Here is a 21,537-nt window from a genome sequence, read left to right on the forward strand (position 1 = left end):
TTGATCCGTATGGAGGAGCTGGACCGACAGATCGTGGAGTTGCTCGTCAAGGACGGGCGGATGAGCTACACCGACCTGGGCAAGGCCACGGGCCTGTCCACATCGGCCGTTCATCAGCGTGTCCGCAGGCTGGAGCAGCGCGGGGTGATCCGGGGCTACGCCGCGGTCGTGGACCCCGAGGCCGTCGGCCTGCCGCTCACCGCGTTCATCTCGGTGAAGCCCTTCGACCCGAGCGCGCCGGACGACATCTCCGAGCGGCTCGCCGACGTCCCGGAGCTGGAGGCGTGCCACAGCGTCGCGGGCGACGAGAACTACATCCTCAAGGTGCGCGTCGCGACACCACTGGAGCTGGAGCACCTGCTCACCCGGATCCGTTCGCTGGCCGGTGTCTCCACCCGCACCACGGTCGTCCTGTCCACGCCGTACGAGGCACGGCCGCCGCGGATCTGAGGGGGTCGCGGGCGGCGCGGCTCCCGGCAGGCGCCAGACTGGTCCCATGACCCAGAGCACCGCCCCCCAGAGCGAACACCGCACCGTGCTGTTGCGCGGTGGAGACGTCCACAGCCCCGCCGACCCCTTCGCCACCGCCATGGTGGTCGAACGCGGCCACGTCGCCTGGGTGGGTTCGGAAGGGGCCGCCGACGCCTTCGCGAGCGGCGTCGACGAAGTGGTCGACCTCGACGGTGCGCTGGTGACCCCGGCGTTCACCGACGCCCACGTCCACACCACGTCGACCGGCCTGGCCCTGACCGGCCTCGACCTGTCCGGTGCCCGGACCCTCGACGAGGCGCTCGGCCTGCTGCGCGCCCATGTGGCCGCGCACCCCGAGGACCGGGTCGTCCTCGGCCACGGATGGGACGCCACCCGCTGGCCGGAGCAGCGCCCCCCGTCGCGCGGGGAGCTCGACGCGGCGGCCGGCGGGCGCCCGGTCTACCTGCCCCGTGTCGATGTGCACTCCGCGGTCGTCACCACCGCCCTGCTCGACCTGGTCCAGGGCGTCACCGGGCTGACCGGCTACCACCCCGACGCCCCGCTGACCGGTGCCGCGCACCACGCGGTCCGCTCCGCGGCCCACGGCGCCCTCTCGCCGCGGCAGCGCGCCGACGCACAGCGCGCCGCACTGCTCCGCGCCGCGTCGCTCGGCATCGGCACCGTCCACGAGTGCGGCGGCCCCCACATCTCCGACGAGGAGGACTTCGCCGGCCTGCTCGGGCTCGCCGCCGCGGAGCGCGGGCCGCGGGTCTTCGGCTACTGGGCCGAGCAGGTCGCCGACGAGAAGGACGCCCGCCGGATCCGGGAACTCGGCGCCGTCGGAGCGGCCGGGGACCTCTTCGTGGACGGCTCGCTCGGCTCGCACACCGCCTGCCTGCACGAGCCCTACGCCGACGGCCCGGCCGGCGGTACCGGCACCGCGCATCTGGACGCGGCGCAGATCGCCGCCCATGTCACCGCGTGCACCGAGGCGGGGCTCCAGGCCGGTTTCCACGCCATCGGGGACGCGGCGCTCTCCGCCGTGGTGGACGGGGTCAGGGCCGCCGCCGAGACGCTCGGACTGCCCCGGATCCGGGGCGCCAGGCACCGTGTCGAGCACGCCGAGATGCTCACCCCCGAGACCGTGGCCGCGTTCGCGGAGCTGGGGCTGACCGCCTCCGTCCAGCCCGCCTTCGACGCCGCCTGGGGCGGCGAGGAGGGCATGTACGCCCAGCGGCTCGGCGCCGAGCGGGCCAGGACCCTCAACCCGTACGCGGCACTCCTGCGGGCCGGTGTGCCCCTCGCCTTCGGCTCCGACAGCCCGGTGACCCCGCTCGACCCGTGGGGCACCGTACGGGCCGCCGCCTTCCACCGCACGTCCGAGCACCGGATCTCCGTACGGGCCGGCTTCACCGCCCACACCCGGGGCGGCTGGCGGGCCGTCGGCCGGGACGACGCGGGGACCCTGGTGCCCGGCGCCCCGGCCGACTACGCGGTCTGGCGCACCGCTGACCTGGTGGTCCAGGCCCCGGACGACCGGGTCGCCCGCTGGTCGACCGACCCCCGCTCGGGCACGCCGGGCCTGCCGGATCTCACCCCCGGCGTCGATCTGCCGGTCTGCCTGCGGACCGTGGTCTTCGGACGAACTGTCTACGAGCGGCCGAACGAGTGACGTCCGGCCGTTTCGCATCGTCACCCGTGGTGGTCCCCGTTCCGCCGCGACCTGCGGATCTTCGCTACTGACCAGGCAAGTTTCGTAAATATTGCAGGTCAGACGGCTATTGACAGAACGCGCCCACCGGCCGGTAGGTTCGGCCGGGTCCACCACAGGACGTCCGACCGGTTAAACCTCCACGCAGTCGTCGAACGCCGCTGGGTCATGGGGCGGTGTGCCGCACCGGCGCACCACCACTGACAGCCAGGTTCAGCGCCCGCGCCTCGGGGGCGAGGGAAGGTTTCATCCGGACGGCGGTGCGACCCGGGTGGGGCCCGGACGTTCAGTAGACAACGGCTCTAGGTCGACCCGCAGCCAGCGGGTCCCAGGTCGGCCCGAAGGGCGCCGGGCCCCCATCCGTAGTTTCCGTCCGCGCTCGTACCCGGGTTTCTGTCCGTACTTCCGTCCTTCTGTCCCCGGCGGTGCCCACCCCCGCCCGACCGCGTCGGAGAGCGGCCCCCGCCCGCTGGATATGGTGTGCATCTGCGTACGGACTTAAGGGGCAGTAAGTGAACGACGGCGGTCAGCGGCGGTACGGCCCGCTCGGCAGAATCCTGGTGATCATTCCGACCTACAACGAGGCCGAGAACATCAAGCCGATCGTCAGCCGGGTGCGCGCCGCTGTGCCGGACGCCGACATCCTGGTCGCCGACGACAACAGCCCGGACGGCACCGGCAAGGTCGCCGACGAGATCGCCGCCGAGGACAGCCAGGTCCAGGTGCTGCACCGCAAGGGCAAGGAAGGGCTGGGCGCGGCCTATCTCGCGGGCTTCCGCTGGGGCACCGAGAACGGCTACGGCGTGCTCGTGGAGATGGATGCCGACGGCTCCCACCAGCCCGAGGAGCTGCCCAGGCTGCTCACCGCGCTCAAGGGCGCCGACCTGGTGCTCGGATCGCGCTGGGTGCCGGGCGGACGCGTGGTCAACTGGCCCAAGTCCCGCGAAATGATCTCCCGCGGCGGCAGCACCTACTCCCGGCTCCTTCTCGGGCTGCGGACCAGGGACGTCACCGGCGGCTACCGGGCCTTCCGCGCCGAGACCCTGGAGGGCATCGGCCTCGACCAGGTCGCCTCGCAGGGCTACTGCTTCCAGGTCGACCTGGCCCGCCGGGCCATCGAGGCCGGCTACCACGTCGTCGAGGTGCCGATCACCTTCGTCGACCGGGAGATCGGCGACTCGAAGATGAGCCGTGACATTCTGGTCGAGGCCCTCTGGCGGGTCACTTCCTGGGGCGTCACCTCCCGTACGAACCGGGTGCTGGGCCGCAAGGCGATCTGATCCGCCGCGCCCGCCGCGCCCGGCGGCGGGCACAAGGTCCGGCGCCCATGATCACCCCCTTGTGCCGTTCGGACGCCCGTACGGGCACACTGGGGACCATGACGACCGGCACACCGCCCCCGACCGCCCCCAAGCGCTCTCGCGCCCGAACCCTCGTCCCCCTTGCCATCGCCGCCTGGGCGGTGCTGGAGATCTGGCTGCTCACCGTCGTGGCCGACGCGGCGGGCGGTTTCACCGTGCTGCTGCTCCTGGTGGCGGGGATCGTGCTGGGTGCCGCCGTGATGAAGCGGGCCGGCCGCCGGGCCTTCCGCAATCTCACCCAGACACTCCAGCAGATGCCGGGGCAGTCCGGCGCCGCCGCTGCCCCGCCGGCCGACGGTTCGGGCGGCAGCGGCAACGGCTTCCTGATGCTCGGCGGCCTGCTGCTGATGATCCCCGGCATCGTTTCGGACGTGGCGGGACTCCTGCTGCTGGTGCCGCCGGTCCGTTCCCGGCTGGGCCGGTACACGGAGCGGTCGCTGGAGCGCCGGATGCGCGCCGCGACCCCCGGCAGCCTTTCCGACGCCTTCCAGCAGGCCCGCATTCACCGGCCGGACGGAAAGATCGTCCAGGGTGAGGTCATCCGCGAGGACGGCACAGGACCGGGCGCACGCCCCGACGAGGGTCCCCGGCCGCCACTGACCCCCTGAGCCGGACGTCCGGCGGCCGAGGCAGGACACGGCCGCCGGACGGATTCCGGGTACGACAGAGCCGCGGGCCGTGACACACATTGCGTGTCACGGCCCGCGGCTCTGTCGTACCGAGGTGTTACGCGGTCAGGCAGACTTCCTGCTGTCCCGCGGATGTACGGCGATGTTCATGGCTCCGGAGCGCAGAACCGCCAGCCTCTCGGCGAGCACTTCCTCCAGCTCCTCGCGTGTGCGCCGCTCCATGAGCATGTCCCAGTGCGTGCGCGCAGGCTTGCCCTTCTTCTCCTCGGGGCCATCCCCGTCCACCAGGAGTGCCATGGCGCCGCACGCCTTGCACTCCCACTCCGGCGGAATTTCCGCCTCTACCGAGAACGGCATCTCAAATTGATGTCCGTTCTGGCATGCGTACTCCACCGCCTGGCGCGGGGCCAGATCGATGCCGCGGTCCGTCTCGTAGCTGGTAACCACGAGTCGCGTGCCGCGGAGAGCTCGCTCACTCATGAATCGTGCCTCCCGGGCTTGTCGCCCACAGGACAGGTGTCGCTGTCGTCGTCATCCGGTCAACGTCCGGTCGGCGGTAAAGATTCCCGTTGCCGGTCATGTGTCGCCCGTCGTGCCGCTGCTATTTCAGGTTTCCCAGGGTTTCAAGTACCCAGCGATGCCCGGTTTGTCACATCTGGCGGAAGTTGTCACCCAACAGTTCGGCTTCTTCCGCCCGCAGTAACGGTCCTCCGGGCAGGCCAAAGGCGTACACTACCGGCCTTTCACTTCAACGTCTAAATGAGTTCCGGAACGGGATTGCCCGCGGCCGCCACGGCCCGCCGGACCGGCACCCTCGCGAGCAGCACGGAACCGACCACGAAGAAGATCACCAACGAGATGATCGCGTCCCGGTAGCTGCCGGTCAGCTGGTACGCGAGCCCGAACACCAGCGGCCCCAGCCAGCTCAGTCCGCGGTCGCTCATCTCGTAGGCGGAGAAGTACTCGGCCTCCTTGCCGCGCGGTACCAGGTGGGAGAACAGTGAGCGCGACAGCGCCTGGCTGCCGCCCAGGACCAGGCCGATCGCCGACGCCAGTACATAGAAGTAGGCCGGCGCCCCGGCGGGGAGGAAATATCCGGCGACGAGAATCAGCGTCCAGACGACGAGCGAGCCGAGGATCGTGTGCTTCGCGCCGTACGTCCGGGCCAGCCGGCCCATCCCCAGGGCTCCGGCCACCGCGAGCACCTGCACCAGCAGCACCGCCGTGATCAGGGTCGTCTGATCGAGGCCCAACTCCTCCGAGCCGTACACCGACGCCTGGGAGATCACCGTCTGCACACCGTCGTTGTAGACCAGGTACGCCAGCAGGAAGGAGAGCGTCAACGGATGGCGGCGCATGTCGCGCAGCGTGGCCATCAGCTGCCGCCACCCCGAACCGACCGTCCCCTCGCCGCCCGGCGCCACATGCCGGTCGCGCAGCCTGCGCAGCGGCACGATGGTGAAGGCACCCCACCACAGGCCCGCCGACGCGAGGCAGATGCGTACCGAGTCGGATTCGGACAGGCCGAAGGAGTCGTGGCCCGTGTACAGGACCAGGTTCAGGACCAGGACGAGCGCGCCCGAGGTGTATCCGAAGGCCCAGCCCCGCGAGGAGACCGCGTCCCGTTCCTCCGGTCCGGCGATCTGCGGCAGATACGCGTTGTAGAGCACCATCGACACCGAGATCGCGGAGTTCGCCACGATCAGCAGGAAGGCGCCCAGCAGATAGCGGTGACCGTCCAGGAAGAACATGCCGGTGGTGGCGGCGGCCCCCGTGTAGGCGGCGGCCGCGAGCAGCGGCTTCTTGCGCCCGGTACGGTCCGCGGCGGCGCCCACGATCGGCATCACGATCACTGCGACCACGACGGACACCGAGACCGCGTAGGCGAAGAGCGACCCGGCGCGGACCGGAATGCCGAGCGGGTGCACGAAGCCGTCGGCGTCGGCGGCCGCCTTGGCTATCGAGGTGAGATAGGGGCCGATGAAGACCGTCAGGACACTCGTCGAGTAGACCGAGCAGGCGAAGTCGTAGAAATACCAGCCGCGTTGTTCACGTCTGCGGCTCGCGGCATCGTCGGAATCCGCTGTCGGTTCCGTCGGCCCAGCGGTTTCCGCGGTCTCGGCGCTCAACCCGCACCCCCTCGTCTCTCCCCGTGAAGACGTCGCACGGCCGGCATCAGGCCCAGGCTCCCCGCTCGCTCAGCACCGTGCGCAGCGTCTCGATGTGATCGGTCATGATGCCATCCACACCGAGGTCGAGGAGCGCTGCCATCCGATCGGGTTCGTTCACGGTCCAGACGTGCACCTGGAGCCCGCGCGCGTGCGCCTCGCGCACGAAGCGCCGGTCGACCACCCGGACGCCGTTCTGGCTCTCCGGCACCTGGGCGCACACCGCGCCCGCCCGCAGCGCCGCCGGTATTCCGTACGAGCGGAGCCGCAGGCCCAGCACGCCGCGGACGCCGTAGGAGGTCGCGAGCCGGGGGCCCGCCAGCCGGTGGGCCCTGGCGACCCGGGCCTCCGAGAAGGAGCCGACGCACACCCGGTCCCAGGCGTTCGTCCGGCGGATCAGTTCGATCAGCGGGGCCAGGGCGGGCCCGGCCTTGATGTCGACGTTCCAGCGGGCCCCGGGGAACGTCTCCAGGAGTTCCTCGAAGAGGGGGAGCGGCTCCCGGCCCGCCACCCTGGCCTGCCGCACCTCGCTCCACGGGAGCTCGGCTATCCGGCCCCGGGCGTCCGTCACCCGGTCCAGGGTGGAGTCGTGGAAGGCCACCAGGCGGCCGTCCGACGTGGTGTGCACATCGGTCTCGAAGTAGCGGTACCCGGCATCGGCCGCCCGGCGGAACGCTGCGGTGGTGTTCTCGATCCCGTCCGCCGCACCGCCGCGATGGGCGAAGGGGATCGTCGCGGGATGGTCCAGATAGGGGTGGCGTACTGAGGTCACTTCGGAAGTATGGACTGCTCCGGTGTCCGGGCGGTGACGGCGGTGTCGCTGTCCGGCGCGGGTGCGACGGCCTCCTCCCCGCCGGCCCCGGGTTCTTCTCCGTCGCTGCTCCGCGCCACCGGCTTCCCGCCGACCGTGAAGAGCCGCAGGAAGAACTGGGCGAGCGGGCCGATGGCCAGGGCGTACACGACCGTGCCCGCGCCGAGGGTGCCACCGAGCAGGAAGCCGGTCACCACGACCGCCACCTCGATCAGCGTCCGCACCAGCCGGATGGAGCGGCCGGTACGCAGATGCAGCCCGGTCATGAGCCCGTCACGCGGACCGGGCCCGAACCGCGCCGCGATGTACAGCCCCGTGGCGACGCCGTTGACCACGACCCCCGCGACCATCACGGCGATCTGCGCGGCGAGGCCGTGCACATCGGGCACCAGCACCAGCGTGCCGTCCATGGCTATGCCCACCGCGAAGACATTGGAGACGGTGCCCAGGCCCGGACGCTGCCTGATCGGGATCCACAGCAGCAGCACGGCCGCGCCGACGATGATCGAGACGACCCCGATGGACAGATCGGTGCGCTCGGCCAGCCCCTGATGCAGCACGCCCCAGGGCTCGAGCCCCAGACCGGCGCGGACCAGCAGCGCCGAACTCGCCCCGTACAGCGCGAGACCGGCGTACAGCTGGATCAGCCGTCGGGTGAGGTGCGCCCCGCGAGGGACGGCTGTGATGGTCAAGGGGTGCCCCCTGGTGTGGTGATGGTGGACTGCCGCATGTCACTCTGTGGCAGGGGATTGGCTGCCAACTATGGCCAATCCGAGGAAGGTGGACTGATTTCCATGGCTCAGTGGACTTCGGCAGTGGGCGCAGCCCAGCTCGCCCGGCAGCTCCGGGCCCAGCAGCCCCGGCCCGCCGGACCGGGCGCCCGCAGGCCGCCCGCCTATCGTGCGCTGGCCGACGGGATCCGTCTGCTCGTCCTCGAAGGCCGGGTGCCCGTCGCCGCCAGGCTCCCCGCCGAACGCGAACTGGCGCTCGCCCTCTCCGTCAGCCGCACCACCGTCGCCGCAGCGTACGAGGCGCTGCGGACCGAGGGGTTCCTGGAGTCCCGCCGGGGAGCCGGCAGCTGGACCGCCGTGCCCGCCGGGAATCCGCTGCCCGCACGCGGACTGGAACCGCTGCCCCCGGAGTCGCTCGGCTCGATGATCGACCTGGGCTGCGCCTCGCTGCCGGCGCCCGAACCGTGGCTGACCCGGGCGGTCCAGGGCGCCATCGAGGAGCTCGCGCCGTACGCCCACACCCACGGCGACTACCCGGCGGGGCTGCCCGCGCTGCGGCAGATGATCGCCGACCGCTACAGCGGACGCGGCATCCCGACCATGCCCGAACAGATCATGGTCACCACCGGTGCGATGGGGGCGATCGACGCGATCTGCCACCTCTTCGCGGGCCGGGGCGAGCGGATCGCGGTGGAGTCCCCGAGCTACGCCAACATTCTTCAGCTGATGCGGGAGGCGGGCGCCCGCCTGGTGCCGGTGGCGATGGAGGAGGGGCTCGGCGGCTGGGACATGAACCGGTGGCGGCAGGTGCTGCGGGACGCGGCACCGCGGCTCGCCTATGTCGTCGCCGACTTCCACAACCCCACCGGCGCGCTGGCGGGTGAGGACCAGCGGCGTGACCTGGTGGAGGCGGCCCGTTCCGCCGGTACGGTCCTGGTCGTCGACGAGACCATGAACGAGCTCTGCCTCGATCCCGATGTGCGGATGCCCCGCCGGGTCTGTGCCTTCGATCCCGCAGGCTCCACCGTGATCACCGTCGGATCGGCGAGCAAGGCCTTCTGGGCGGGCCTGCGGATCGGCTGGGTGCGCGCCGCCCCGGACGTGATCCGCAGCCTGGTGGCCGCCCGCGCCTACGCCGACATGGGCACCCCCGTCCTCGAACAGCTCGCTCTGAACTGGCTGATGCGCACCGGCGGCTGGGAGGAGGCCGTGCAGGTCAGGCGCGAACAGGCGCGGGAGAACCGGGACGCGCTCGTCGCCGCGGTCCGCCGGGAGCTGCCCGACTGGGAGTTCTCGGTGCCGCGCGGCGGCCTGACGCTCTGGGTGCGGACCGGCGGCCTCTCCGGCTCCCGGCTGGCAGTGGCCGGGGAGCGGGTCGGGGTACGCGTTCCGTCCGGCCCCCGGTTCGGGGTCGACGGCGCCTTCGAGGGGTACGTGCGGCTGCCGTTCACGGTCGCGGGGCCGGTCGCGGACGAGGCGGCGGTACGGCTCGCGGCGGCGGCGCAGCTGGTCGGATCGGGGGCGGGCGCGGGGGTCGAGACGCCGCGTACGTTCGTCGCCTGATCCGGGAACGGACGGGGGGTGACGGACCGCCGGTCCGTCACCCCCGGGCGGGCCGGGTCAGTCGGTGACCGCCATGCTGTCGGCGGCCACGGCCACGGTGCGCGGCAGCACCGGCTCCGGCGCGCCCGTCCCGGCCGGCACGGGGGTCTCGGCCGGCACGGCCGCCTCGACGGGGGCCTGCCGTTCGGGCAGCAGCCCGAGGACCGCCTGCCGTTGCGCCTCGCCGGTCGCCTCGTCGTACGGATCGGGCGTGGCCGGGACCTGGAGCCGGAGCACCGGACCGGTGCCGAGCCGCGCGTAGCCACGGCCGGGCGGGACATCGGGGGCGGGGGTGGTGTGCGGCTCGGTCCCGAGCACCGACTCCACCTGCTCGCGGGAGCAGTTGCCGAGCACCACCCGGGCCCGGCAGTGCGTGCGTACGGTCTCGCCGAGGGCGTCCAGGCCGTCGAACTGATCGGACAGGACGACGGTCACGTTGGCCGCCCTGCCGTGCCGCAGCGGCACCTGGAGCAGCTCCCGAGGATCGGGCCCGCCGTCGGCGGCGGCCAGGTGGCCGAGGGTGCCGGGGCGGTCCAGCAGGATCCAGAGCGGGCGTCGGGTGTCGTCGGGCGTGGGGTGGCCGGACTGCCGGGCCCGGTTCGCGGCGATCAGCCTGCGCTCCGTCTCGTGGGCCGCCCACTCCAGCGTCGCCAGTGCGCCGGCGAGCCCGCACTCCACGGCCAGTACGCCGTCGCGCCCGGTCAGGAACGCGTATTCGCCGGTTCCGCTGCCTTCGACGATCAGGATGTCGCCGTGCTGGAGCGCCTGCAGGGCGATGGAGCGGAGCAGGGTCGTGGTGCCGCTGCCGGGCTGCCCGATCACCAGCAGATGCGGCTCGGTGGAGCGGGCGCCGGTCCGCCAGACGACCGGAGGGGCGTCGCGGGTGGCATCGCCGTCGTGGACCGGGACCGTGCGCTGCACCGCGTCGCCGTCGGTGAAGCCCAGTACGGTCTCGCCGGGCGCGGTGACGAAGCGCTGGGCGCAGACCGAGGTGGGCAGGGCGCCGAGGACGCTCATGACGAGCCGGTTGCCCTCCTCGTCCCAGGCGAAGTGGTATTCGCGGCCGCGGCCGGACTTGGCGTGCAGCAGCCGTTCGATCCGGGCCCGGGAGGCGGCCTCGCTGTCGGTGAAGTAGGCGGGGTACGTCACCTGGAGACGGGTCAGCCGCCCGTCGGTGTCGAACTCGTACCCACTGAAGGCCTTCTCCCAGTCGCCGCCGTGGGAGAACAGCGGACCGGGGTCGTCGGCCACCGAGAAGTACGGCACGAGCGCCTCGTACAGGGACCGCAGCCGCGCGGTCTCCGCCTCGTCGGGGCCGGTCTTCGCAGGGGTCCGCTCCCGCCCCGCCCAGGCGGCGGCGCCCATCACCGTGACCAGGGCGATCAGGCCCCCGTACGGCATGAGCGCGAACGCGAGGACGCAGGCCGCGACGAGGCACAGCGTGGGGCCACGCTTGTCCTTGGGCGTCGCGGCCCACTTCTGCCGTCCGGCTGCGGCCAGCAGCCGCAGACCACGGGTGATCGTGATCAGCGGATGGAGGACGTCCGTGGCGTTGTCGGCGGCCGTGCGCGCGAACTCGCGACTGCGAGTGATCGAGGCGCTGCCGCTGCTCAGAATGCGGGGGAGTGGTCGCCGGGCCACGTCGGTCTCCTGAAGGGGTGGGAGCGGTCGCGGAGGGTCAGAACTTGATCCCGCCCAGGAGGCCGGCGAGACTCGCGCCTCCCGCGGTGATGCTCGGTGCGATGGCGGTGCCCGCCAGATAGAAGCCGAACAGGGCGGTGACGAGGGCGTGCGAGGCCTTGAGGCCGTCCTTCCTGAAGAACAGGAAGACGATGATGCCGAGGATGACGACGCCTGACATGGACAGGATCATGAGTGGTTCTCCTGGTTGGGGGGACAGTCACCATGAGTCCTTCCAGGTTCACCGGAAGTATCTATACGATAAAAGCTGCATTTGGGTGAAAAGTCATTATTTTCACTTGAATGGCCGCCAAGGTGGTCCCGGTGGGGCGGAACGTTCGATGTCGCGTACTGTTCCGGCGCACCATTCGTGATCCTTTGCCACGGGTGGGCCGGGTCATGTGCCCGGCCGGGCAGTACCCTGTCGATTCACTCGTACGGCCCCCACGGCGTACGCCCCGGCAGGTCGACAGCGGTGAAACCGGTTAATGGAAGGCGGTCCGTCCGATGAGCGAAACACCCGATCCCGAGGTGGTCGAGCTGGCGACGAAGGTCTTCGACCTCGCTCGCCGCGGTGAGGCCGACGCGCTCGCCGCGTACGTCGACGCGGGCGTCCCCGTCAACCTCACCAACGACCGGGGCGACTCGCTGCTGATGCTCGCCGCCTACCACGGCCACGCCGCCGTCGTCACGGCCCTCGTCGGCCGGGGCGCCGACCCGGACCGGGCCAACGACCGCGGCCAGACGCCGCTCGCCGGGGCCGTTTTCAAGGGTGAGGACGCGGTGATCGAGGCGCTGCTCTCGGCAGGGGCCGATCCGGCCGCCGGAACGCCCTCCGCCCTGGACACGGCCCGCATGTTCGGCAAGGCCGACCTGCTGGAACTCTTCGGCTCCCGCTGACCGGGTACGCCGTAAATGTGGTCGCGGTGGCGAAATGGCTGGGTCATCATGACGTCGCGGGCCCGGCTCCGGGCCACCGACGAGAGGCAGAGGAAGATGGTCTACACCAAGCAGAAGACGGCGGTCGGCCGATCATGTTGCTGCGCGGCGTAGTGCCCACCCGGCACTTGGAACTGCACAGTCCCGGTTGCGTCGACAGCTTGATGTGAGGCTTTTTCCCATGTTTGATCCGTTCATAGCGCCGAGCGGCACCCTGCTCGGCCTGCTGCAGAGGGGCCGTGGCGACGGCACGCTCCACGCGCTCGCCGCACCACGCCCCGAGGCCCTGGCGGCTCTCAACCACTGCGTCCTGAGCGATCCGCGTCACGACTGGCAGGTGGAGAACCGCTCCCTCTACTACGCACGCCTCTATCTCGACCTCGACGGCGGCATCGAAGAGATCGAGCGGCACCTGTGCGATCCCGACGACCACCTCGACACCGACGACTCGCGCACCGGGCTTGCCCTCGCCGTGCTCGGCCACCTCGCCTCGTACGGACGCGGCGACGCCCTGGCCCTGCTGCGGCGGTACGCCGCGACCGGTGCCAACTGGGCCTGGGCCCTCGACGAGCTCGCCCTGCGCGACGACGACGCGGGGCTCCGATCCCTCGCCGTCCCCGTGCTCGGCCGGTTCCCGGCCACCGAGGACGGCGCCGCCGAGCTGGCCGCCGCCGTACGGGACGCCTACGAACCCCGCCCCTGGCGGCTCTGGGCGGACGACCCGCGCGACGCGGTCGGCGCCAGGATCAGGGCAGCCTCGGAACAGGGCTCGTTCGACCGCTGGCAGCGCCAGATGCGCCCCGGCGGCCCCCGCCCGGGCTGGAGCGTCCAGGCGGTCTTCGACTGGGCCCAGCAGGGACTCGAACGCGGCAGCACCCTCCATGTGCCGGCCGCCCGCTGCCTCACCGCCGTCGCGGGCCCCGAGGACCGGCCCACGATCGTCGAGGCCGCCCGCAGCGGCCCGGAGGGCGCACGCTGTGCCGCCCTGCACTACCTGGCCGAGGCCAGGGACCCGGCCGTGCTCGACCTGATCGAGGCCGGAGCGGCCGGCGCCTCGCGCACCGTCGCCGACGCGGCCGTCGCCGCCTTCGAGCGGATGTGCGGCGACGCGGCGGTGGACCGCGCCCGGAGCTGGGCCCGGCGGCCCGACGCGCTCGGCGCCTCCGCGGCCGGTGTGCTCGCCTGCCGGGGCGGCGCCCAGGACGCCCCACTCGTCCTCGGCGCACTCCGCGAGGCCGTACGGGGCGACGGACCGGACGCACCACGGCTGTGGACCCTCGTCGACGGCGCGGGACGGCTCGGCATCGGCTGTGCCGCACCCGTACTGCGTCACATCTACCGGGAGACCTCCTCGTCACATCTGCGCGGCCGGGCGGCCCGTGCCCTGGCCGCCACCGACCCGTCCTTCGCCACCGGCTTCGCCGTCGAGTGCCTGTGGGACTGCGAGGAGACCACCCGCGAGGTGGCCGCACTCCACGCGGAGACCGGCGACATCAGGGTCGCCGAGCGACTCCGCCGCCTCGCCGCCGACCCGGCCGAAGAAGCCGAGGTGCAGACGGCGGTACGCAGCAGGATCGGGCCCGACACCCCGACGGTCTGACCGAGCGGTACAGCGACGCGCGTCGGGGGGCGCGCGGCGTGAACGGGCGGGCGGCGCACGCGCCCCGGCTCAAACGCTCACGGGACGTTCCCCGGGCGGAAAGATCCAAGTCGGCCGGTCACGCCCGGCGTGGCGACAACACGGATATGCGTGTCGTCATCGTCACCGAATCCTTCCCGCCCGATGTCAACGGCGTCGTCCACTGCACCCTGCAGACGGCCCGTCACCTCGTCGCCCGAGGCCACGAACCGCTCGTCATAGCCCCGGCCGCCGCGACGACCACGTCCCGCCCGGACCCCTCCGACGCCTTCGACGCCGACACCCCCTGCCCCGTGGTGCGCGTCCCGTCCCTCCCCCTGCCCGGCTACCCCCAGGTCCGGATCGCGCTCCCGAGCAGACGGCTGACCGCCGCCCTCACCGCCCACCGCGCCGAACTCGTCCACCTCGCCGGCCCGTTCGTGCTCGGCGCACGGGGCATGGCGGCCGCCGCCCGGCTCGGGCTGCCGGCCGTGGCCGTCTACCAGACCGATCTGGCCGGCTACGCCCGCACCTATCTCGGCACCGGCGAGAACGCCGACCGCACCCTCGCCCCGTCCACCGCCGCGCTGCGCGACCTCACCGGGCACGGCGTGCCCCGGGTGCGGCTCTGGCCACGAGGTGTCGACACCGCGCGATTCCAACCCGCACTGCGGGACGAGCCGCTGCGCCGCCGGCTTGCGCCCGGCGGGGAGACGATCGTCGGGTACGTCGGGCGGCTCGCCCCGGAGAAGCACGTCGAACTCCTCGCAGGGGCCTGCGCGCTGCCCGACTCCGGCGCCGTGCTCGGGCTCCCCGCACCGCTGGGCAGACCACTGGCCCGGCGACAGGACGCGGTGAACGGCGTGGTCCACGCCCTGTCCGAACGCTACGACGCCGTCCATCTGCACATGGCGGACCGGACCTGGGTCGACGACCGCTCGCTGTGGAGCCCCGACCGGCTCCATCCGGCCGAGCGCGGGCACCGTATCGTCGCGGCGGGTTTCCACCGGCTGCTGGCCGCCCGGGGCCTGGCCCTCGGCGCCGCCCCCGGGCTCGACCCCCGGCAGCCGCCCCCGAGCCGCCTCGACTCATGGCTCCGGCCGGCCGTCGCCGGCTCCGGCTGGCTGGCCCGCCGGAGCACCGATCTGCTGCCCCAGCTGCTCTGCCTGGCCGGGGCCGAGCTGCGGCACCGGGCGTGCGGGACCAGCGCTCGCCTCGACCGACGGGCCGAGGAGGCGCTGCGCAGCGCACTGGACGCCGTACAGCCGAAACGGGCCGTGCCCTCTGGGCCGTTGTCCATGCCGCGGGCCAGTATGGAGGGATGACCGGACGCTGGGAGTTCTGGATCGACCGAGGCGGGACGTTCACCGATGTCGTGGGGCGGGATCCGGACGGGCACCTGGTCACCCGGAAGCTGCTCTCCCACGACCCGGACCGCTACCGTGACGCCGCCGTGGCCGGAATCCGGGTGCTGCTCGGCCTCGGACCCACCGACCCGGTCCCCGCCGACCGGGTCGCCGCCGTGCGGATCGGCACCACGGTCGCCACCAACGCCCTGCTGGAGCGGCACGGCGAGCCGACCGTCCTGGTCATCACGGAGGGCTTCCGGGACGCCCTGCGCATCGCGTACCAGAACCGGCCGCACCTCTTCGACCGCCGCATCCTGCTGCCCGAGGCCGTCTACGAGCGGGTGATCGAGGTCCCCGAGCGGATCGACGCCCGAGGCCGGATCGTCACCCCACTGGACCGGGAAGCGGTCACCGAACGGCTGAGGGCGGCCCGCGCCGACGGACTGCGCAGCGCGGCCGTCGTCCTGATGCACGGATACCGTCACACCGGACACGAGAGCGCCGTGGCCGACGCGGCCCGCGAGGCGGGCTTCACCCAGGTCAGCTGCTCGCACGAGGTGAGCCCGCTGATCAAGCTCGTACCGCGCGGCGACACCACCGTCGTCGACGCCTACCTCTCGCCGATCCTGCGCCGGTACGTCGACGAGGTCGCCGGTGAACTCCGCGGCATCCGGCTGATGTTCATGCAGTCCAACGGCGGACTGCGCGAGGCCTCCCACTTCCGCGGCAAGGACGCGGTGCTCTCCGGGCCCGCCGGCGGCGTCGTCGGCATGGCCCGCACCTCCGAACAGGCCGGATTCGACCGGGTCATCGGCTTCGACATGGGCGGCACGTCCACGGACGTCTCGCACTACGCGGGCGAGTTCGAGCGCGAACTCGGCACCCAGGTCGCCGGGGTACGGATGCGCGCCCCGATGATGAGCATCCACACCGTCGCGGCCGGCGGCGGCTCCGTGCTGCACTTCGACGGCCGGCGCTACCGGGTCGGCCCCGACTCGGCGGGCGCGATCCCCGGCCCGGCCTGCTACCGCCGCGGCGGTCCGCTGACCGTCACCGACGCCAACGTGATGCTCGGCCGGATCCAGCCCGCGCACTTCCCGGCCGTGTTCGGACCCGACGGAGACCTCCCGCTCGACGCGGACCTGGTCCGCGAACGCTTCGACACGCTCGCCGAGGACGTCGCACGCGCCACCGGGACCCGGCGCTCGACCGCCGAGACCGCCGCCGGATTCCTGGAGATCGCCGTCCTCAACATGGCGAACGCGGTCAAGAAGATCTCCGTGCAGCGCGGGCGCGACATCACCCGCTACGCCCTGACCGGCTTCGGCGGCGCCGGCGGCCAGCACGTCTGTGCCGTCGCCGACTCGCTGGGCATCGACACGGTCCTCGTACCGCCGCTGGCGGGCGTGCTGTCCGCGTACGGAATCGGCCTCGCCGACGCCACCGCGATGCGCGAGCAGTCGGTGGAGGCGGAGCTGAACGAGGAGACCCGGAGCGAGCTCGGCGGACTCTGCGACGAACTGGCCGCCCGGACCCGCGCCGAACTGCGCGCCGACGCCGTCCCCGACAGTGCGATCAGTACCCACGCCCGGGTGCTGCTGCGCTACGCCGGTACGGATTCCAGCCTCCCCGTCGACCTGGACACCGCCTCCGCCATGGCCGAGGCGTTCGCTGCCGAGCACCGGGCGCGCTATGCGTTCACCATGGACAAGCCCCTGGTCGTCGAGGCGGTGTCGGTCGAGGCGACCGGAACGGCGGGCCGGCACCGGCCACGCCCGGCCGGCCGCACACCCGGCCCGGACGCTCGGCCAGGACCGCGCGACACCGTGCGGATGTTCGCCGACGGCCGATGGCAGGACACCCCGCTCCACCACCGCGAGGACCTCAGCCCGGGCGACACCGTGACCGGCCCCGCAGTGATCGCCGAGGCGGACGCCACCACCGTCGTCGATCCGGGCTGGCAGGCCGCTCTCGACGGCACCGGCCATCTGCTGCTCACCAGGGCCCGCCCGCGCCCGGACCGCACCGCCGTCGGCACCCGGGTCGACCCCGTCATGCTGGAGGTGTTCAACAACCTCTTCATGTCGATCGCCGAGCAGATGGGCGTGCGCCTGGAGAACACGGCCCACTCCGTCAACATCAAGGAGCGGCTCGACTTCTCCTGCGCGCTCTTCGACGCGGACGGCAACCTGATCGCCAACGCCCCGCACATCCCCGTCCACCTCGGCTCGATGGGGGAGTCCATCAAGGAGGTGCTGCGGCGCAACGGCGGCACGATGCGTCCCGGCGACGTGTACGCCATCAACGATCCGTACCACGGGGGAACCCACCTGCCCGACGTGACCGTGGTGACACCGGTGTTCGACGGGGCCGGCAGGGCCGACGGCGAGCGGCCGGAGCTCCGTTTCCTCGTGGCCTCACGCGGACACCACGCCGAGATCGGCGGCATCACTCCCGGCTCCATGCCCGCCTTCAGCCGGACCATCCACGAGGAGGGGGTGCTGTTCGACAACTGGCTGCTGGTACGTGACGGCAGGCTCCGTGAGGACGAGACGCGCGAACTGCTCACCACCGCCGCGTACCCCTCCCGCGACCCGGAGGCCAACCTCGCCGACCTGCGTGCCCAGATCGCCGCCAACGAGAAGGGCATCGCCGAACTCCGCCGCATGACCGAACAGTTCGGGCCCGACGCCGTCGCCGCGTACATGCGGCACGTGCAGGACAACGCCGAGGAGTCCGTCCGCCGGATCATCGCCGGACTGCGCGACGGCGCCTACCGCTACGAGACCGACAACGGCGCGGTCATCGAGGTCGCCGTCACCGTGGACCGGGCCGCCCGCAGCGCGGTCGTCGACTTCACCGGCACCTCACCGCAGCAGCCCGGCAACTTCAACGCGCCGAGATCCGTGGTCATGGCGGCCGTGCTGTACGTCTTCCGGACCCTGGTCGACGAAGACATCCCCCTCAACAGCGGCTGCCTCGAACCCGTGGAGGTCCGGATCCCGGAAGGCTCCATGCTGGCGCCCGTACACCCGGCGGCCACCGTCGCGGGAAACGTGGAGACGTCCCAGGCCGTCACCGGCGCGCTGTACGCGGCCCTCGGCATCCAGGCCGAGGGCTCGGGCACCATGAACAACCTCACCTTCGGCAACGAACGCGTCCAGTACTACGAGACCGTGGCGAGCGGCTCCGGCGCGGGCGACGGCTTCGACGGCGCCGACGCCGTACAGACCCACATGACCAACTCCCGCCTCACCGACCCCGAAGTCCTGGAATGGCGCTACCCCGTCCTGCTGGAGAGCTTCCGGGTGCGCGAGGGCAGCGGCGGCAGCGGGCGCTGGCACGGCGGGCGCGGCGTGGAGCGCCGGATCCGCTTCCTGGAGCCCGTCACCGTGGCGCTGCTCTCCAGCCACCGCCGGGTCCGGCCGTACGGCATGGCGGGCGGCGGGCCCGGTGCACCGGGCGACCAGCACATCGAGCACCCGGACGACCGCGAGGCCACCCCGCTGCGCGGCTGCGACACCGCCGAGCTGGAGCCCGGAGACGTACTGGTGCTGCGCACACCGGGCGGCGGGGGCTACGGAACCCCGGAGCCGGGCGGCGACGACGGTGCGGAAAGCGGTGCGGAGGGCGGCGTGGAACGGCCTTGACACCACTGCCGGCCGGCCTGCGGCGACGGTGCGGAGCGGGCTGCGGCGCCACGGCCGGGAGGCCCGGGGCCAGGGGTCGCTTCTGCGCCGTTTCGACCGTTGTCAGTCCGAGGACCTAATCTGTGCACCGTGACTTCGCCTGCCTACACGGACAACGCTGCGCCCCAGCTCAGCGCGGGGCCGCGGCCCGCCCCGGGCCCGGCCGCCGACGAGGGGCTCTCGCGGCGGCTGCGCGCGCTCGCCTGCACGGCGCCGCTGCACGATCTCGATGTGCGCAAGGCGAATCTGGCCGGTGAGTACACGGTCTACGCGATGGCCGAGGTCGCGCTCGCCGCGATCGACCTCGTCACCCTCAACATGGACTTCGACACGGGTGCCGACCACGACCAGATAGTGACGAGACTGCTGCCCCGCGTCGCCGCCCAGGCCCCGCGCCGCCCGGTGGCCGAGCACGAGCGGGTCGCCCGCTGGGTGCTGGAGAACCTGATCAACGTCGGCAGCGTGGACCGCGGATTCCGCGCGGTGTACGGCACCTTCGGCCCCGACGGGGTGTACGTCCGCCGCGACTACGACTTCAAGCTGATCGAAGAGGTCCCGGGATACGGCGGCACGGTCTACCTCCGGGCCACCGACGAAGCGGTCAACGTACTGGTGGGCGCCCTCGACACGGACGTGACCAGCGCCCAGATCGCCGCCGAGGTGAAGCTGGAGGTCCTCATCAGCCGGGGCCGCCTCGCGGACGCCCAGCTCGCCGCCGAGCAGGCCCGCTACCGCACCGTGCAGTACGCGGAGACCCTCCGCAAGACCCTGGAGGCCACCCGGCGCAACGTCCGCGCCGTCGACTGGCTCAACGCGGTGCCCGACATGATCGCCGAAGCGCTGGACCACGTCGCCGACCGCTACCGCCACGAGAACGCGATCCTCACCAACATCCGCAGGGCGCGCGACGAGGCGGAGGAGCCCGAGCACAAACGCCGTGCCGCCGAGCTCGTCGACATCGTCAAGGACTGCATCCGCCGCCACACCCAGCTCCAGTCCCGCCTGCTGGAAGCCGGACCGCTGTTCCGTGCCGAGCAGGACCGGCAGGCGTTCGCCACCCCCACCGCCCGCACCGGCCTCGACCTGTACGGCCAGCTGGTCGCCCCGCTGCTGCCGCTCCCCGTCGAACAGGCGATCCGCGTCACCGACGCCTACTTCGCCCACGGCACCGGACTGCGCACCCCCACCTCGGTCCGGGTCGGCGACCTGGTCGACATGCTGCTCACCCCGCCCCTGGAGCGGGAACACCTGGGCGCCGAGATGCCCGAGCCCGATCTGATCGCCACCCCCGACGACAGCAGGTTCAGCGAGGAGCAGCTCGCGAGCGCCATGGAGCTCCTGGACCTGGAGCACGACGCCCCGCGACGGCTCTCCGGACTCCTCGCCGAGGCCCGGCGCCTCGATCCCGAACTGCCCTACCTGGTCGCCCTGCTCGCGGTGCACGCCGCGAGCCCGCCGGTCGGCACCGCCTACCGCCAGGGAGAACAGCGGCTGCTGTTCTCCGTCGACGACGGCACGCAGCTCGACGACCCGGAGTTCGGCGGCGCGGACCTGATCGTCGGCACGGCCCTGCTGGACGCGGCCGGAATGGCAGCCGACCGCACGGAGGCGTCATGACCGGCCTGGCGTGCGCGGCACACCGCGCGCCGGCGCGGCAGGCCGGCGCCGGCACCCGCGCGACGGGCACGGATCGGACCGTGCCGCCCGGGACCACCACCGCGACAACCGGCGCCGTCCACCCCGTACCGAAGAGTTTCCGCAGCAAGGAGCGACAGTCGTGAGCGACCACCGCGCACAGCACGCCGACGCGTGGAGCGAGCCGACCGCCGCGGACGCGACCGAGGGCACCGGCCCCGCCGCCCCTGTGGCTCCCGCGGCCACGCCTTCCGTCACCCCGGCCGACGCGGCCGACGCCGCCCGGCTCGTGGCCTTCGGCCTCCAGCCCAAGCTGCTGCCCGCCCGCGACGCCGAATACGCCGAACTGCTCCGCCGCTACCGGGAGGAGCCCGCCTTCGCCCGGCTCGCCGACGCCGTGGCGACCGGACTCGGCCTGGTCGTCCTGGAGGTTTCCACCCGCGCGGGCATGGCCGTGACCGCCGGCGAGGAATCGGTCTTCGCCGTCCGCATGGGCGACTACGCCCGCCGCGCCTCCTCCGACTCCGCCGACCGCTTCCTGCACGGGCTCGCACACCTGGCCGTCGCCGCGATGGCCTTCCCCCGGCCCGAGGACCTCGCCGACGACGCGTACATCGGCCGGATCACGGTCAACGGCGTCGACTCCTTCGTACGTCAGGCGTGCCACCGCCTGGAGGAACGCGCCGAGGAGCACGGCGACAACACCGACCCGGCCACCGACGCCCCCGGACTCGAAGCGGCCTGGCGGATCTACGCCCGGCGCAGCTCCACCGGCGCCACCAAGGACGCCCGCCGCCTGGCCGGCTCCACCACCGGCATCGTCGGCAAGGCCGTCGCCTTCCTCACCGACTCCGGCTTCCTCCAGCGCACCGGCGACGACGCCGGCGGCGCCTTCCGTACCACCGCCCGCTACCAGCTCCAGGTCCGCGACATGGCCGGCGGCGCCGCCATGGCCGAACTGCTGGAACTCGGCGTCGTACCGGTCACCGACGGCACGGCGACGCTGCTGCCGCCACCCGACGCCGACGACCTGGAGCTGGCCGCCGACGCCGGTCTGCCCTTCCACGCCTGACCGGCCCGCCCAGCCACGTCCGGCCGGTCCGCCCTACGGCGCCTGACCGGCCCGCCCCACCACCACCGCCG

General features: G+C 72.6%; 18 protein-coding genes. 12 read left to right on the plus strand and 6 right to left on the minus strand.

Annotated elements, in window-relative coordinates; translation table 11 throughout:
- The first annotated feature begins 9 nt into the window (after positions 1–9).
- From OHA19_RS33385 to fxsA, 4 genes are all read left to right on the plus strand, one after another.
- Entirely contained in the window at positions 10–450 is a 441-nt protein-coding gene (locus OHA19_RS33385) for an Lrp/AsnC family transcriptional regulator (RefSeq protein WP_266735596.1), read from the plus strand.
- A 46-nt stretch (positions 451–496) separates the two neighbouring features.
- On the plus strand, positions 497–2,143 hold the full coding sequence (locus OHA19_RS33390) for an amidohydrolase (RefSeq protein ID WP_405710550.1): 1,647 nt from the start codon (positions 497–499) through the stop codon (positions 2,141–2,143).
- A gap of 551 nt (positions 2,144–2,694) precedes the next feature.
- Positions 2,695–3,462, plus strand: coding sequence for a polyprenol monophosphomannose synthase (locus OHA19_RS33395; protein WP_405710548.1), 768 nt, complete (start codon positions 2,695–2,697; stop codon positions 3,460–3,462).
- Positions 3,463–3,560: 98 nt separating this feature from the next.
- Entirely contained in the window at positions 3,561–4,151 is a 591-nt protein-coding gene (fxsA, locus tag OHA19_RS33400) for an FxsA family membrane protein (RefSeq protein ID WP_405710546.1), read from the plus strand.
- A 126-nt stretch (positions 4,152–4,277) separates the two neighbouring features.
- Here the strand turns inward: fxsA and OHA19_RS33405 are convergent, their stop codons facing one another.
- The 4 genes from OHA19_RS33405 to OHA19_RS33420 form a co-directional block, all read right to left on the minus strand.
- Positions 4,278–4,652 carry an RNA polymerase-binding protein RbpA gene (locus OHA19_RS33405; protein ID WP_405710545.1) on the minus strand — a complete coding sequence of 125 codons (375 nt, stop codon included), beginning with the start codon at positions 4,650–4,652 and terminating at the stop codon, positions 4,278–4,280.
- Positions 4,653–4,927: 275 nt separating this feature from the next.
- Complete coding sequence (locus OHA19_RS33410) at positions 4,928–6,301, minus strand: MFS transporter (protein ID WP_405710543.1); 1,374 nt, start codon at positions 6,299–6,301, stop codon at positions 4,928–4,930.
- A gap of 46 nt (positions 6,302–6,347) precedes the next feature.
- Positions 6,348–7,112 carry a glycerophosphodiester phosphodiesterase gene (locus OHA19_RS33415; protein WP_405710541.1) on the minus strand — a complete coding sequence of 255 codons (765 nt, stop codon included), beginning with the start codon at positions 7,110–7,112 and terminating at the stop codon, positions 6,348–6,350.
- On the minus strand, positions 7,109–7,843 hold the full coding sequence (locus OHA19_RS33420) for a YitT family protein (protein ID WP_405710538.1): 735 nt from the start codon (positions 7,841–7,843) through the stop codon (positions 7,109–7,111). Before OHA19_RS33420 ends, OHA19_RS33415 begins: the two co-directional genes overlap by 4 nt.
- Before the next feature lie 102 nt (positions 7,844–7,945).
- On the opposite strand from OHA19_RS33420, the gene OHA19_RS33425 reads away from it, so the two are divergent.
- Positions 7,946–9,445, plus strand: coding sequence for a PLP-dependent aminotransferase family protein (locus tag OHA19_RS33425; RefSeq protein WP_405710536.1), 1,500 nt, complete (start codon positions 7,946–7,948; stop codon positions 9,443–9,445).
- Positions 9,446–9,502: 57 nt separating this feature from the next.
- Here OHA19_RS33425 and OHA19_RS33430 read toward each other — a convergent pair whose 3' ends face one another.
- Together OHA19_RS33430 and OHA19_RS33435 are read right to left on the minus strand one after the other, a co-directional pair.
- Positions 9,503–11,125 carry a hypothetical protein gene (locus OHA19_RS33430; RefSeq protein ID WP_405752588.1) on the minus strand — a complete coding sequence of 541 codons (1,623 nt, stop codon included), beginning with the start codon at positions 11,123–11,125 and terminating at the stop codon, positions 9,503–9,505.
- Positions 11,126–11,162: 37 nt separating this feature from the next.
- Positions 11,163–11,357, minus strand: coding sequence for a hypothetical protein (locus OHA19_RS33435; protein ID WP_018103962.1), 195 nt, complete (start codon positions 11,355–11,357; stop codon positions 11,163–11,165).
- 314 nt (positions 11,358–11,671) lie between these two features.
- Here OHA19_RS33435 and OHA19_RS33440 point away from each other — a divergent pair, with 314 nt between their 5' ends.
- The 7 genes from OHA19_RS33440 (at position 11,672) to OHA19_RS33470 (ending at position 21,466) form a co-directional block, all read left to right on the plus strand.
- Positions 11,672–12,064 (plus strand): ankyrin repeat domain-containing protein, encoded by a 393-nt coding sequence (locus OHA19_RS33440; RefSeq protein ID WP_405710530.1) that lies wholly within the window; start codon positions 11,672–11,674, stop codon positions 12,062–12,064.
- Between the two features lie 220 nt (positions 12,065–12,284).
- Complete coding sequence (locus tag OHA19_RS33445; RefSeq protein ID WP_405710527.1) at positions 12,285–13,703, plus strand: HEAT repeat domain-containing protein; 1,419 nt, start codon at positions 12,285–12,287, stop codon at positions 13,701–13,703.
- 146 nt (positions 13,704–13,849) lie between these two features.
- Entirely contained in the window at positions 13,850–15,046 is a 1,197-nt protein-coding gene (locus OHA19_RS33450; protein WP_405752591.1) for a glycosyltransferase, read from the plus strand.
- A complete protein-coding gene (locus OHA19_RS33455; RefSeq protein ID WP_405710524.1) occupies positions 15,043–18,720 on the plus strand; it encodes a hydantoinase B/oxoprolinase family protein in 3,678 nt (1,225 codons plus the stop codon). The genes OHA19_RS33450 and OHA19_RS33455 overlap by 4 nt, the downstream gene beginning before the upstream one ends.
- Before the next feature lie 129 nt (positions 18,721–18,849).
- A complete protein-coding gene (locus tag OHA19_RS33460; protein ID WP_405710521.1) occupies positions 18,850–20,376 on the plus strand; it encodes a hypothetical protein in 1,527 nt (508 codons plus the stop codon).
- On the plus strand, positions 20,373–20,540 hold the full coding sequence (locus OHA19_RS33465) for a hypothetical protein (RefSeq protein ID WP_405752594.1): 168 nt from the start codon (positions 20,373–20,375) through the stop codon (positions 20,538–20,540). Before OHA19_RS33460 ends, OHA19_RS33465 begins: the two co-directional genes overlap by 4 nt.
- A complete protein-coding gene (locus OHA19_RS33470) occupies positions 20,537–21,466 on the plus strand; it encodes a hypothetical protein (protein WP_405710518.1) in 930 nt (309 codons plus the stop codon). The genes OHA19_RS33465 and OHA19_RS33470 overlap by 4 nt, the downstream gene beginning before the upstream one ends.
- Positions 21,467–21,537 lie beyond the last annotated feature (71 nt).

The sequence above is a fragment of the Streptomyces sp. NBC_00012 genome (genome assembly GCF_045040875.1).
In the GTDB taxonomy this organism is placed as follows: domain Bacteria; phylum Actinomycetota; class Actinomycetes; order Streptomycetales; family Streptomycetaceae; genus Streptomyces.

Bases quoted from the DNA above. Each gene is read 5' to 3' on its own strand.
- OHA19_RS33385 (WP_266735596.1), top strand. From the start codon at position 10: ATGGAGGAGCTGGACCGACAGATCGTGGAGTTGCTCGTCAAGGACGGG.
- OHA19_RS33390 (WP_405710550.1), top strand. From the start codon at position 497: ATGACCCAGAGCACCGCCCCCCAGAGCGAACACCGCACCGTGCTGTTG.
- fxsA (WP_405710546.1), top strand. From the start codon at position 3,561: ATGACGACCGGCACACCGCCCCCGACCGCCCCCAAGCGCTCTCGCGCC.
- OHA19_RS33405 (WP_405710545.1), bottom strand. From the start codon at position 4,652: ATGAGTGAGCGAGCTCTCCGCGGCACGCGACTCGTGGTTACCAGCTAC.
- OHA19_RS33425 (WP_405710536.1), top strand. From the start codon at position 7,946: ATGGCTCAGTGGACTTCGGCAGTGGGCGCAGCCCAGCTCGCCCGGCAG.
- OHA19_RS33435 (WP_018103962.1), bottom strand. From the start codon at position 11,357: ATGATCCTGTCCATGTCAGGCGTCGTCATCCTCGGCATCATCGTCTTC.
- OHA19_RS33440 (WP_405710530.1), top strand. From the start codon at position 11,672: ATGAGCGAAACACCCGATCCCGAGGTGGTCGAGCTGGCGACGAAGGTC.
- OHA19_RS33445 (WP_405710527.1), top strand. From the start codon at position 12,285: ATGTTTGATCCGTTCATAGCGCCGAGCGGCACCCTGCTCGGCCTGCTG.
- OHA19_RS33450 (WP_405752591.1), top strand. From the start codon at position 13,850: ATGCGTGTCGTCATCGTCACCGAATCCTTCCCGCCCGATGTCAACGGC.
- OHA19_RS33455 (WP_405710524.1), top strand. From the start codon at position 15,043: ATGACCGGACGCTGGGAGTTCTGGATCGACCGAGGCGGGACGTTCACC.
- OHA19_RS33465 (WP_405752594.1), top strand. From the start codon at position 20,373: ATGACCGGCCTGGCGTGCGCGGCACACCGCGCGCCGGCGCGGCAGGCC.